The organism is Novosphingobium sp. SG919 (assembly GCF_012932495.1).
GTDB lineage: Bacteria > Pseudomonadota > Alphaproteobacteria > Sphingomonadales > Sphingomonadaceae > Novosphingobium > Novosphingobium rhizosphaerae.
The window spans coordinates 256376-269320 of the sequence record NZ_JABCNG010000005.1; the positions used below are offsets into that span (position 1 = coordinate 256376).

The 12945-nt window shown below is 65.8% G+C and carries 9 protein-coding genes; 3 read left to right on the plus strand and 6 right to left on the minus strand.

Annotated elements, in window-relative coordinates; all coding sequences use genetic code 11:
* Positions 1-42 precede the first annotated feature (42 nt).
* From FHT19_RS19085 to FHT19_RS19105, 5 genes are all read right to left on the minus strand, one after another.
* Complete coding sequence (locus FHT19_RS19085) at positions 43-777, minus strand: 3'(2'),5'-bisphosphate nucleotidase CysQ (RefSeq protein ID WP_169476371.1); 735 nt, start codon at positions 775-777, stop codon at positions 43-45.
* A 22-nt stretch (positions 778-799) separates the two neighbouring features.
* The gene (cysN, locus tag FHT19_RS19090; protein ID WP_169476372.1) at positions 800-2740 is read right to left on the minus strand and encodes a sulfate adenylyltransferase subunit CysN; all 1941 of its coding nucleotides are present in this window, start codon (positions 2738-2740) and stop codon (positions 800-802) included.
* A complete protein-coding gene (gene cysD / locus FHT19_RS19095; RefSeq protein ID WP_169476526.1) occupies positions 2740-3642 on the minus strand; it encodes a sulfate adenylyltransferase subunit CysD in 903 nt (300 codons plus the stop codon). The genes cysN and cysD overlap by 1 nt, the downstream gene beginning before the upstream one ends.
* A gap of 339 nt (positions 3643-3981) precedes the next feature.
* Positions 3982-4908, minus strand: coding sequence for a CmcJ/NvfI family oxidoreductase (locus tag FHT19_RS19100; RefSeq protein ID WP_169476373.1), 927 nt, complete (start codon positions 4906-4908; stop codon positions 3982-3984).
* Positions 4909-5034: 126 nt separating this feature from the next.
* Positions 5035-7815 carry a TonB-dependent receptor gene (locus FHT19_RS19105; protein WP_169476374.1) on the minus strand — a complete coding sequence of 927 codons (2781 nt, stop codon included), beginning with the start codon at positions 7813-7815 and terminating at the stop codon, positions 5035-5037.
* A 221-nt stretch (positions 7816-8036) separates the two neighbouring features.
* Here FHT19_RS19105 and FHT19_RS19110 point away from each other — a divergent pair, with 221 nt between their 5' ends.
* Genes FHT19_RS19110 through FHT19_RS19120 form a run of 3 tightly spaced genes read left to right on the plus strand, consistent with a single transcriptional unit; the run spans position 8037 to position 11261 of the window.
* Positions 8037-8939, plus strand: a complete 903-nt coding sequence (locus FHT19_RS19110; protein WP_248290557.1) for an endonuclease/exonuclease/phosphatase family protein — start codon at positions 8037-8039, stop codon at positions 8937-8939.
* A complete protein-coding gene (locus tag FHT19_RS19115; RefSeq protein WP_169476375.1) occupies positions 8936-9697 on the plus strand; it encodes a DeoR/GlpR family DNA-binding transcription regulator in 762 nt (253 codons plus the stop codon). Before FHT19_RS19110 ends, FHT19_RS19115 begins: the two co-directional genes overlap by 4 nt.
* Positions 9698-9743: 46 nt before the next feature.
* Entirely contained in the window at positions 9744-11261 is a 1518-nt protein-coding gene (locus FHT19_RS19120) for an AarF/UbiB family protein (RefSeq protein ID WP_169476376.1), read from the plus strand.
* 8 nt (positions 11262-11269) lie between these two features.
* Here FHT19_RS19120 and FHT19_RS19125 read toward each other — a convergent pair whose 3' ends face one another.
* Positions 11270-12880: a mechanosensitive ion channel family protein gene (locus FHT19_RS19125; RefSeq protein WP_211184966.1), complete on the minus strand. Its 1611-nt coding sequence runs from the start codon at positions 12878-12880 to the stop codon at positions 11270-11272.
* Between the last annotated feature and the right edge of the window lie 65 nt (positions 12881-12945).

The following is a 12945-nucleotide window of genomic DNA, read 5'->3' on the forward strand; positions in this document are numbered from 1 at the left end:
GGGCAAGCAAAGAATGGGGGATCAGAATTTCGCTGCGCTGCGTCAATCGCCGATCCGGGCCACTTCCTCAAGCACCCGTTCGGACCATTCGCGGCGGCAGATCAACAAATCGGGCAGCCAGGTGTTGCGGTTGTTGTAGACCAGGGGCGAACCATCGATGCGCGAGACATGCAGGCCGGCGCCGGCCGCCACGGCCACCGGCGCGCAATTGTCCCATTCGTATTGCCCGCCCGAATGGAGGTAGATCTCGGCCTGACCGCGCACCACGGCCATCGCCTTGGCCCCGGCGCTGCCCATCGGCAGCAATTCGCCACCGATCGCCTTGGCCACTTCCACCGCCTCGTGCGCGGGGCGCGAGCGGCTGACCAGGAGCCGCGGCGTGGGCGCCATGGGCGGCAGTGGCGCAATGCCGGCGCTGTCGAGCACCAGGTCTTCCCCCGGCAGCGCCACGGCGCCGAGCACGGCCTTGCCGTCCACGGCCAGGCCCACGTGCACGGCCCAGTCGCTGCGGCCTTCGCCATATTCGCGCGTGCCATCAAGCGGATCGATGATCCACACCCGGTCCTTGGCCAGCCGCGCGGGTGTGTCGGCGGTTTCCTCGCTCAGCACGCCATCATCGGGACGGTGCGCCGCCACTTCGGCCATGAGGAACGCATTGGCGAGAACGTCACCTTGCGCCCCCAGCGCCTTGCCCTCGTGCGTGCCGGCGGCACGCAAATCCATCAGGATGCGCCCCGCCCCTGCGGCCAGATGCCGCGCCAGCGCCAGATCGTCCATCGCTTGCCCCCTGCCTGTCCGATCAGATCACCGGCATCCACGCGCCGATCACCCGCTCGACAATCCGCTCGGCGGCGTCTTCGGGGCTTTCGCGGCGCGTGTCCACCCGGATTTCGGGGTTTTCGGGGCGCTCGTACGGGCTGTCGATCCCGGTGAAGTTCTGGAGCTGGCCGCTGCGCGCCTTTTTATAAAGGCCCTTCACGTCGCGCTTTTCGGCGTCTTCCAATGGGGTGTCGATGAACACTTCGATGAATTCGCCTTCGGGCAGCAGGCTGCGCACCAGCTCGCGCTCCGCACGGAACGGGCTGATGAACGCAGTCAGCACGATCAGGCCGGCGTCGGTCATCAGCTTGGCCACTTCGCCCACGCGGCGGATGTTCTCGATCCGGTCGGCGTCGGTAAAGCCCAGGTCCTTGTTGAGGCCATGGCGCACGTTGTCGCCGTCCAGCAGGAACGTGTGCTTGCCCAGCGCGTGCAGCTTCTTTTCCACAAGGTTGGCGATGGTCGACTTGCCCGAGCCGGACAGCCCGGTGAACCACAGCACGGCCGGCTGCTGCATTTTGAGCGCGGCATGGGCCTTGCGCGTCACGTCCAGCGCCTGCCAGTGCACGTTCTGCGCGCGGCGCAGGCTGAATTCCAGCATGCCGGCGCCAACGGTGGCATTGCTGATCTTGTCGATCAGGATGAAGCCGCCCAATGTGCGGCTTTCCGTATAGGGCTCGAACACCAGCGGCTTGTCGGTCACCACTTCGGCCACGCCGATGGCGTTGAGTTCCAGCGTCTTGGCCGCCAGATGCTCCATGGTGTTGACGTTCACCACATATTCGGGCGTGCGCACGGTGGCCGAAACGGTTTGCGTGCCAAGCTTGAGCCAATAGGCGCGGCCCGGCGTCAACGCCTCGTCGGCCATCCACACCAGCGTGGCCTGGAACTGGTCGGCCACTTCGGGCGGAGCGTCGGCCAGGGCGAGCACGTCCCCGCGCGAGCAGTCGATCTCGTCGGCCAGGCACAGCGTGATCGCCTGCCCCGCCAGCGCCTGGTCCAGATCGCCTTCCAGCGTCACGATCCGGGTGACCGTGCTGGTCTTGCCCGAGGGCAGCACGCGCACGGCATCACCCGGCTTGACGCTGCCGCTGGCGATCAGGCCGGAAAAGCCCCGGAAATCCAGGTTCGGGCGGTTGACCCATTGCACAGGCATGCGGAACGGACGGGCCAGATCGTCGGCCCCGCGCACCGGCACGGTTTCCAGGTGCGCAATCAGCGAGGGCCCGGTGTACCACGGCGTGTTGGCCGATGGCGCGGTCACGTTGTCGCCGGCAAAGCCCGAGATCGGCAGCGCGGTGAACGTGTCGATGCCGATGCTGGTGGCAAAGGCGCGGTAATCGGCCACGATCTCGTCAAAGCGGGCCTGGCTGTAATCGACCAGGTCCATCTTGTTGACCGCCAGCACGATGTTGCGAATGCCCAGCAGGTGGCAGAGGTAGGAATGCCGCCGCGTCTGCACCAGCACGCCCTTGCGCGCATCGATCAGGATCACGGCCAGATCGGCGGTGGACGCGCCGGTGACCATGTTGCGGGTATACTGTTCATGGCCGGGGCAATCGGCCACGATGAACTTGCGCTTTTCGGTGTTGAAGAAGCGATAGGCCACGTCGATCGTGATGCCCTGCTCGCGTTCGGCCGCCAGGCCATCGACCAGCAGCGCGAAATCGATCGCCTGGCCTTGGGTGCCCTGCTTCTTGCTGTCGCTTTCCAGCGCGGCCAGCTGATCCTCGAAGATCATCTTGGAATCATAGAGCAGCCGCCCGATCAGCGTGGACTTGCCATCGTCCACCGACCCGCAGGTGATGAAGCGCAGCATGGTCTTGTGCTGGTGGGTTTCCAGATAGGCGTCGATATCCTGCGCGATCAGGGCATCGGTCTTGTAGATGACGTCGGCCACGTCGGTGATCGTTTCCGGCATCAGAAATACCCCTGCTGCTTCTTCACTTCCATGCCGGCGCCGCCGGCATCCTTGTCGATGGCGCGGCCCTGGCGCTCGCTGGTGGTGGTCAGCAGGGTTTCCTGGATCACTTCGGGCAAGGTCTTGGCCGTGCTCTCCACCGCGCCCGTCAGGGGATAGCAGCCCAGCGTGCGGAAGCGGATCGAGCGCATCACCGGCTCTTCACCCGGCCGCAACGGAAAGCGATCGTCGTCCACCATCAACAGCATGCCATCGCGCTCCACCGTGGGGCGTTCGTCAGCAAAATAGAGCGGCACGATCGGCACGTCGTTCAAGTGGATATACTGCCAGATATCCAGCTCGGTCCAGTTGCTGATCGGAAACACGCGGATGCTCTCGCCCTTGTTCTTGCGGGCGTTATAAAGGTTCCACAGCTCTGGCCGCTGGTTCTTGGGGTCCCAGCCGTGGCTGGCCGTGCGGAACGAGAAGATGCGTTCCTTGGCGCGGCTCTTTTCCTCGTCGCGCCGCGCGCCGCCAAAGGCCGCGTCGAAGCCATGGAGATCGAGCGCCTGCTTGAGCCCTTCGGTCTTCCACATATCGGTGTGAAGCGCGCCATGATCGAACGGATTGATCCCGCGCGCCTTGGCTTCGGGGTTTTGGTAGACCAGCAGTTCCATGCCGCTTTCGCGCGCCATGCGATCGCGCAGCTCGTACATCGCCTTGAATTTCCACGTGGTGTCCACGTGCAACAGCGGGAACGGCGGCGGCGAGGGATAGAACGCCTTGCGCGCGAGGTGCAGCATGACCGCGCTGTCCTTGCCCACCGAATAGAGCATGACCGGCGCCTGCGCCTCGGCCACGACTTCGCGCATGATGTGGATCGCCTCGGCCTCAAGGCGTTGCAGATGGGTGAGCGACGGCATGTTCATGGCGCCGCCTTTGGCACAGCCGCCCCCCGCAGCGACAGGGCGAATTGGTTAAGCGCCCCCAAGCCAAACTTTGGGCACGCCGCCTGCCCGCGAAAGGGAGGAGATGTTCGCAGCGGAACCACAACATGCCCTCCCCAAACCCCTCCCGCAAGCGGGAGGGGCTTTTCCTAGGGCCTGTGGGGATTTAGCTCAGGGTGGAGCGAAACGTAGTTCAGCGCAGCTAGAATGGCTGATTTTCGTGACCCGGAGCGCAGCGTACTTTTATGTACGTGAGCACCGGAAGCGCGAAAAGCGGCCGTTCGCAGCCCGCCATGGGCTAAATCCCCACAGGCCCTAGTCGAAATAGGCGATGCAGCGCACTTCTATGCTGCTGCGGATTTGGGTGTCGGGCAGGCTGCTGTCGTGGAACGCGGTGTGCGGGCAGCGCCAGGTGACGCTTTCGTCGCTGTCGTTGAACTTGAACAGCAGCACGTCATCGGCCGCCATGTTGGCGAAATACCACCAGCGGTGCGCGGGGGAATAGCGGAAGATCGTGGCGGCGATCATGTCCTCCTCGCCCGGCACCGGGGCCGTCAGCGCGTCGCCCACCGGAAATTCGTCCACCACGAACAGCGTGTTGGAGGCCGTTTCCGCGTCGCCCACGCTGCGCCCGTCGCACACCGCCAGGGGCCAATCCTGCGGCCCAGGCGAAAACGTGCGCCACAGTGAAAAACAGATCGCGCGGGCATAGCCTGGCCGATCGGCAAAGCGCTGGTCATGCATGCGCTGCGCGGCACGGCGCGCGGTGGGGCGGTTGTAATCGACATGGGCCTCGCCGGCCGGCGGCTGAATCCCGCCGTTGTGCTGGTAATTGGCCACCTTCTCTTGCGCGCGGGCGGAAAGATCAGCCGAAGTGCGGATCATCCAGCCTTGCGCCGCCACGCGATCGGCGCCGCACATCCGCGCCACCAGCGCTTCCACTTCGGCGAGGTAATGTGCGTCGACATCGGCCCGGTCATGGAAATCCCGCACGGCCGACTGGTGGCGACCCAGCATGAAACCATGGGTGTCGAGCGTGAAGTGATCGCGGATCGGCATGCCATCGCGCACCACCACGGCATGATCGGTATACGTGCCGGTGTTGATTTCGGCCCCCTGGCTCACATAGCGGCGGGTGACGAAATTCCCCTCCCCCAGATAGCGGATCAACGCGGGCGCCTGGCGCGCGGTTTCCTCGATGGGATCGATCGCCTCGGGGCGGGCTGACAACACGGTGTCCATGGCGCTTCCTCTCGCACGGATGAAGCGATCTGGCGCGCTCCACTCGTTTGTTTGCCTAACAATTTTGCGCACGCGAGTCCAGCGGTTGCCCCCCGGGCCGGCCCGGCCCGGGGGCTGCGGCAGCGATCAGAACGCGGCCGAAAGCGTGGCCTGGAACGTGCGGCCCCAGCGCACGATCTGCGGCACCGCTTCGCTGGTGGCGCTCACCGTGCGGTAATAGCTGATATCGTCGAAGATATTGCTCGCCTGAAGCGACAGGCGCACGTCCTGGCGCAGCGCATAGCCGACCGAGGCATCGACACTGTGGGTTGCCCGCTGGGTATCGTTCATCGCCGCGCCACCCCAGGTGCCAAAGCGATAGGCCGCTACCAGCGAACCGTTGTAGCGGTACGCCAGGTTGGCCGATACTTTCTTCCCTTCGTAGAACACCGAGGCATTGGCCAGGAACGAGGGCACGCCCTGCATCGCCTGGGTGGCATCGGTGCCCGAATCGAGCAGGTGGGCCCAGGAGTGCTGGAACGTCACGTTGCCCGAAACGCCAAAGCCCGAAACCCAACCTTGCAACGCGCTCAACTGGAACCGGCCGGCCAGTTCCAGGCCATAGAGCGCCGCGTTCCCGCCGTTCATCGGCTTGCTGATCGAACTGACGCCGGTGCTGGCGATTTCCTGGGCGCGATAGCTGGTGCCGCGATCATAGAGATAGTTGCCGATCGCCTTGTAGAACGCCGCGATCGAGCCGCTGAAGCCGTGGGACTCATGTTCCAGATTGAGGTCGAAGTTCCACGAGGTGACGGGGCGCAAATCGGGGTTGCCCTGGGTGATGCTCACCGATCCATCGCTGTTCAGCTCGGTCTGCGTGCCGCCAGCCAATTGGAAAAACGCCGGGCGGGTATAGCTGCGCCAGATCGCGCCACGCAGGATGCCACCCTGCCAGGGATGCCAATCGGCGTGCACGCTGGGCAGCAGGATGTCATAGCGGGTGCGGCTGGTGCCCCAACCTGATGACGTGGTGGCCGTGGCGCCATCGTCCACGCTCACCGTGTTCCAGAAACGGTTGTCGATCGTGGTGTGCTCGAACCGCAGCCCCGGCTGGATCGCCACGCCGCCAGCCTGCATGCGCGCCAGCACATAGGCCGACCACACGTTTTCATGGCCCGACAGGGTGTTGCCGTTGTAATCGTCGGGGCTGAGCGTCACGGCGGAAGCGGCCGAGGCCGCCGCCCCGGTCAGCGCGTTCCCATCGAAGCGCACGAACGAATAGGGATAATACTTCTTGTCGATCGCGGCGATGGTGTTGCGGGTAAACGGGCTGGCGCTCAGCGGCGTGCCGGTGTCGATGAATTCCAGGCCGCTATAGTCGCGCGAATAGCTTGCCCGGCTGCTGCGCACGAACTTTACCCCGGCTTTCACCGCCTGCACCAGGCCGCCCATTGCCAGTTCGGCATCCAGGCGCCCGCCCACTTTGTTGGCCGTGCTGCGCGAGGTGGTATATTCGCCGCTGCCGTCGGCCTTGAGGAACAGGCTGCTGTTGTTGAGCCGGGCAAGCTGCGCCGCGCTCAAGGCCGGGATCGGATAGCCATCGCGATAGGTCACGCTGAACGGGCCGCCAAGCTGGTTGGCTGCGCTGGTTTCGAACGAGACTTCGGCATGGTCGGGCGCGGCGCTCTTGGCCCAGCTCCAGAATGCGGCATAATCCAGGGTCAGCGGCCCGTCGCTGGTCTTGCCGCCCAGTTCGGCGGTATCGAGCGCGGATTCCGCCGGAGCCGTTTCCACCCAATAGTGATAGGCCGCATCGCTTTCCCCGTTCTGATAGAGCCCGTCGGGGCGCACCGTGGGCGAGGAATAGTGATCGGCCTGGATGCCCTTTTGATAGACGATCTGGCGGATGTTGGATTCTGCCACAGTACCGCGCAGATAGAGCTTGGTGGCGCCCATGTCCCAATCGAGCGAGAGCGCGCCGCCAAAGCGGGTCTGGTGACCTTCGGTAAACTGCGCGTTGGTGCTGGTCAGCAGCAGGTTGTCGGCCTTGCTGAAGCCTGCCGGGTTGCTGCCCTGCTCCCCTTCCGAAACGGCATACTCCCACTGCCCCGCCTGGAAATCGACCATGGTCGAAGCGAAGTAGCGCTTGCCGTAATAGCCGGTGGCATAGATGCCGAACTGGTGATCGGCGCCAAAATGCGTGCTGTATTCGCCCTGGGCCAGGCCGCTGCCGGCCGGCACATGGTAATCCAGGCCATACTGGCTGACACCACCCTGAAGCGTGAGGCCAAGATGGCCATCCTTGAAATTGTCGGCGCTGGGCGTGCGGAAATCGATCGTGCCGCCGATCGCGTCGCCATCCATGTCGGCTGTCGATGTCTTGCTCACGACCACGGCAGCAAGGCCGACCGGCGGCAGCAGATCGAGCTGGATCTCGCGCGAATAGGGCATGCCCTGGGCGGCATTGGCGCCGTTGACGAGGTTGACGTTGTACGAACCCGATAGCCCGCGCACATAGACGAAGCTGGCGCCGCCGCGCGCGGCGCCATCCAGCCCGCCGTGATTGCCCGAAGACGGGGTGCCGAAGAAGTCGGTGGGTGAAACCGAAATCCCCGCCACCCGCGCCAGGGCATCGACCACGCTGACATTGGGCTGGCGCACCAGGTCTTCGGGCGCGAGCACGGCGGTGGTGCCGGGTGCTTCCAGCTTCACGGTGCGTGCCGCCTGCCCCGAAACGACGATGCTACGGGTGTTGCTGTCGGCATCGGCCTCGCTGCTGGGAGCGCGCAAGCCATCGGCGGGCGCGGTGGCGGTGGCATGGGCCACCAGCGGGGCGGCGAGCCCGCCCAGCGACATGGCAGCGAGCGCAGCGCCACGCAGCAAGCGCGCACGGCGGGGCATGCCGGAAAGGATCGGCAAATTGGTCATCGAAGGACTTCCCTGTTGCTGAGTTGTTGGCCTGTTGGCGAATTCTTGGCCTGGCGGCGAATCGTCGGCACCCGTCAAGACGGCGCCTTGTGCAGCGGCACCTAGGCGCACCGCACGACGATTCCATGACACATCCACATTTTCTGATGAGATGTTTCGCAATTTTGAGGATTTTCAAACATTGTCATCGAAATTTCATCAAAAACGCCAAATGAGTCAGCATGACCGAAAACCGCATTCCGGCCCGGCTGCGCGCCTTGGCCTTGCTGCTTGCCGCCAGCCTCTCCCCCCTGCCCGCATGGGCGGCACCGCCGCCCCGGCCGGCCGGCGCACTGCGGGTGATGAGCTTCAACGTTCGCTGGCCCTCTCCCGATGACGGGATCAACATCTGGCCAAGGCGCCAGCCGCTGTTCCTCGCCACGATCCGCGCCGCCGATCCCGATGTGATCGGCACGCAGGAACTCTATCGCCGCCAGGGCGATGCCGTGGTGCGCCATCTGCCGCACTGGCGCTGGTTCGGCCCCGATCGCTTTGGTGGCCATGCCGACGAGCACATGGGCATACTCTATCGCCATGACCGGCTGCGCCTGCTGCGTCACGGCGTGTTCTGGCTTTCCCCCACGCCGGATGTGCCCGGCAGCCTGGGCTGGGGCGCGACGTTGCCGCGCATGGTGCAATGGGCCGTGTTCCAGCGCCGGAGCGCGGCCCGCACCACGTTCCTGATGATCGACACTCACCTGGCCAACCGCGACAAGGAAGACGAGACGGCCCGCGTGCAAAGTGCACGGATGATCGCCGCACGCCTGCCCGCGCTCGCCGGCGCGCTGCCGGTGGTATTGACCGCCGATCTCAACGCCACGCCAGACAGCGCCGCCTATGCCACGCTGACCGCAAACCTCGCCGATAGCCGCCAACGCGCCGCCAACCCGCTTGGCCCGGAAGCCACTTTCCACGATTTCACCGGCCAGGCGCAGGATCGCATCGATTACATCCTGGTGCGCGGCTGGCGGGTGCGCAATTATGCCGCGTTGACCGACCACCAGGGTGCGGGCTGGCCTTCCGATCACTTCCCCATTCTGGCAGACCTGACGCCGGACCAACGGGAAAGCACGCCACAACAATGAGCATCAAGCGCCAGGATCGCCAGGACCGCCTGCTGGCACTGCTCGGTTCGGGCACGACTCTGGCGATCGCCGCCTTGGCCCGCGATCTCGACGTGTCGGACGAGACGATCCGCCGCGAACTGCGCGATCTCGAGGCGGCCGGACGGGTGGAACGCCTGCACGGCGCGGTGCGTCTTGCCCGGCGCGAAACCGAAGGCCCGCTCGACCGGCGCCTGCACGAAAATGTCGATGCCAAGAAGCGCATTGCGCAAGCCGCCGCGCGCTTCGTGGCCGATGGCGACATCATTTTCATCGATGCCGGCACCACCACGTTCCATATCGCCCAGGCCCTGCGCCAGCACACCGACCTGACGGTGATCACCAATTCGCTTGGCGTCGCCACTGCGCTGGGCGGGATCAACGGCAACCGGCTGTTCCTGGCCGGCGGGCAGATGGACTATGAATACCGCGCCTTTTCCGATCGCCAGGCGCAGGATTACGTGGCCGGGTTCACGCCGCACCTTGCCCTGCTGTCCGTCGGCGCCGTCAGCGCCGATCGCGGGCTGATGGATTTTCACGCGGGCGAGGCAACGATGAGCCGGATCGCCTATGCCACGGCAGGGCGCGTGCTGCTGGCGGCAGATGCGTCAAAGTTCGGGCGCTATGGCCTGATGGCCACCGCGCCTTGCGCCAGCGTGAGTGTGCTGGTTACCGATCAACCGCTTGCGCCAGACATCGCCAGTGTCTTCGCCCATGCCGAAGTCGTCGTGACGGGTTAGGCGGCAGGCGGTTGCACCCGCCAATCGCGCCCCTACCTTGGTGGGCATGATGCATTCTTTCCCCGGCCGTGCGGCCGACAGTGCCCGGCTTGCCGAAATCACCCGCATCCTGGCCCGCCACGGGCTGGGCTGGCTGGCGGCCCGGTTTCTGCCCAGCGGGGAAAGTGCCGATGCCGGGGACGGCGATCCCGCCACCACGCCCCGGCGCGTGCGGCTGGCGCTGGAAGAATTGGGGCCCGCCTGGATCAAGCTGGGTCAGATCCTGGCGACACGGGCCGACCTGCTGCCGCCCGAATGGATTGCCGAGTTGGAGCGCCTGCAAAGCCAGGCTCCCACCCTGCCCTTTGCCGCGCTGCGGCCCGATCTGGAGCAGGCGCTCGGCGCGCCGGTCGATGCGTGCTTTGCCAGCTTTGACGAAGCGCCGCTGGCCGCCGCCTCCATGGCGCAAGTACACCGCGCCACTCTCCACGATGGCCGCGCGGTGGTCGTCAAGATCCGCCGCCCCGGCATTGCCGCCCCCATGCTGGCCGATCTGCGGCTGATCGCCGGCGCCGCCGCGCTGGCCGAGCGGACCAACGCCCAGGCCCGCCGCCTGCGCGCCGGCGCGATGGCAGCCGAACTGGCCGACGCGCTGCGCCAGGAACTGGATTTCACCGTCGAAGGCCGCAATGCCGACAAGCTGCGCGCCGATTTTGCCCGCAACCCGCACGTGATCGTGCCGGAAATCCACTGGCCCCTCAGCAGCGAAAGCGTGCTGTTGATGGACTATGTGGCCGGCGTTGCGCCAACCAGTGCCCAGGCCTTGCTGGAGGCGGGGATCGATCCGGCCAGCATCGCCGCGCTGGGCGCCGACGTCGTGCTCGACATGGTGCTGATCAACGGCCGCTTTCATGGCGATCCGCACCCCGGCAACTTGCGCTGCACGCCCGGCAACGGCATCGCCCTGCTCGACCTGGGCCTCGTCGGCCAGGTCTCGCCCCGGCGGCGCGAGGAATTCATCCGCTTTACCCAGGCTTTGATCACCACTGATGATACCGCCATGGCCGATGTGCTGGCCACCTGGGATGAAAGCGGCAGCGCGCCCCCCGCGGCCGTGGCGGCGGCGGCGCGCCGCCTGGTGGAAACCCATGGTGGGCAAAGCCTGCGCCTGGCGCCGATGGTCGCCGATTTCCTGCCGCTGCTGCGCGAAACCGGCATCGTCATGCCGTCAGACTTGCTGCTGATCTTCAAGGCCCTGGTCACCATCGATGGCGTGCTGACCCGCATCGAGCCGGGGTTCGACCTTGCCGCCGCGCTGCGCCGGTCCACCTTGCGCCTGGTGGCGGCGCGGCTTTCGCCCGATCATTGGCAGCCGATCGTGCGCGCGCTTGGCCTGGAACTGGCGCACATGGGCAACGATGCGCCGCGCCTGCTGCGCGCGGCCGTGCAACGGCTGACCCAGCCGCCGGCGCCGATCGAACCGTCACCGCAATGGGCCGCGCTCGTTCGCCCGATCACGCGCGCCATCTGGGGTGCCGGAACGCTGGTTGCCATGGCCTTGGTGGCCGCCCGGCTGCTGGGTTGAACAGCAGCTCAGTTGACTGGCACATCCTCTGAAGTAGGCAGGGGGATGCCACCCTGCACCATGACCGATCGCGTCGGCTGGGCCAGCGCGATGCCGGCCGCTTCGAATTTTTCCATGATCGTCAACAGCACGTCCTGCCGCGCCAGCATCGCCTTGTTGTAATCCGGCCCGGCAAGATAGGACCACACTTCGATCGTCAGCGCGGTATCGGCAAAATTGGTGAAGGTGGCGCGGATGCCATCGTTGAGCACGCCGTCATGATCACGCAAGGCTTGCGTCACGATGTCCACCGCCTCGCGCACTTTGGCCACGGTCAGGCCATAGGCAATGCCGATCACCGGGTTGAACAGGAAGCGGTCGCGCGTGGCGAAATTCTCGATCTGCCGGGCGGCGAAATCACCATTGGGAATGGTCACCAGAGTGCGATCGTTGGTGCGGATGCGGGTAGAGCGGATGCCCACGTCCTCCACCGTGCCCGAAACATCGCCCACTTTGCAGAAGTCGCCCACTTGCACCGGCTGGTCGGCAATCACCGTCACGCTGCCGACGAGGTTCTCCACCGTCTTTTGCGCGCCCAGCGCCAGGGCGATACCGCCGATGCCCAGCGCCGCGATCCCCGTGGTAACGTTGATACCAAACGTATCAAGCACGCCTACCACGGTGAAAGCCAGCAACAGCAACTTGGCCCCACGCCGCAGCAGGTTGACCACCGAAATCACCTGGCGGCGCTGATAGTGGTGCAGGCGCCGCGTCGCCAGTTCGGCGATTGCATCGATCAGGCGCAGCGCGAACCACACCAGCGCAACCAGCGCCACCGTGCCGCCATAGCGCAGCAGGGTCTGCCGCGCGACGATCGCCACGGGCAGCCGGTTAGCCCACATGAAGAAGATCATGATCGACAGGAACAGGCTGAGCGGGGGCAACGCGGCGGCAAGAAAGCGATAGACCGCGCTATCCTGGCAACGCGGGATCACCTTGCGCACCACCAGCAAGACTAGCGCGGCAAGCAGGCGGAACACAGCAAAGCTGACCGCGGCAAGGCCCAGCAGCATCGCCCAATCGCTGACCGGCGCGCCACCGATCATCCAGTTATCGGGGCTGGTGCTGGCTGCCGGCGCCTCCCGCGGGACATCGGCCTTGGCCAGGATCTGCAAGGTTTCGGGCGCCACGCGCCATACCACCACCTGGCCTTGCTGGCTGCTGGCCAGCATCACCGGCACTTTATCCTCGCCCACCTTCATCGTGCCGACCTGCTCGCGGTTGAACGGCAGATCGTCGGTCAGGTCGCCCACCGGCTGGTTCGACAGCGCGCCGAACGCGCGCAAGGTGCCACCCTTGTCGAGCAGCACTTGCAGGCGCCGCGCCAGTTCCTCAGCGCCGTTGGTCAACCGCGGGTTGTCCATGCGCACCGACATGAAATGCGCGGCGCGTTCATAGTCGCGCCCGGCCAGGGCCTGGATCAGGCCCGCTACCGAAGATCGCGGGGTTTCGCGGCCATAGGGGTCTGACGGTGCCGCGGCGCTGGAGGAAGCGGTCGGTGTCAGCTGGGCATGGGCAGATGGCGCGGCCAGCATCAACAGCGCCAGCAGGGCAGAGCGGATCAGGCGAAAAATGGGCAAGCGTCCTCCGGTCGGGCGGCAAAAGCGGTTGGCTCGTGCCGTCTCAACCGGGTGGCGGCGCGTTC

Excerpts from the sequence above, each read along its gene's own strand:
- FHT19_RS19085 (WP_169476371.1), bottom strand. The coding sequence starts at position 777 with ATGGACGATCTGGCGCTGGCGCGGCATCTGGCCGCAGGGGCGGGGCGC.
- cysN (WP_169476372.1), bottom strand. The coding sequence starts at position 2,740 with ATGCCGGAAACGATCACCGACGTGGCCGACGTCATCTACAAGACCGAT.
- cysD (WP_169476526.1), bottom strand. The coding sequence starts at position 3,642 with ATGCCGTCGCTCACCCATCTGCAACGCCTTGAGGCCGAGGCGATCCAC.
- FHT19_RS19100 (WP_169476373.1), bottom strand. The coding sequence starts at position 4,908 with ATGGACACCGTGTTGTCAGCCCGCCCCGAGGCGATCGATCCCATCGAG.
- FHT19_RS19105 (WP_169476374.1), bottom strand. The coding sequence starts at position 7,815 with ATGACCAATTTGCCGATCCTTTCCGGCATGCCCCGCCGTGCGCGCTTG.
- FHT19_RS19110 (WP_248290557.1), top strand. The coding sequence starts at position 8,037 with ATGACCGAAAACCGCATTCCGGCCCGGCTGCGCGCCTTGGCCTTGCTG.
- FHT19_RS19115 (WP_169476375.1), top strand. The coding sequence starts at position 8,936 with ATGAGCATCAAGCGCCAGGATCGCCAGGACCGCCTGCTGGCACTGCTC.
- FHT19_RS19120 (WP_169476376.1), top strand. The coding sequence starts at position 9,744 with ATGATGCATTCTTTCCCCGGCCGTGCGGCCGACAGTGCCCGGCTTGCC.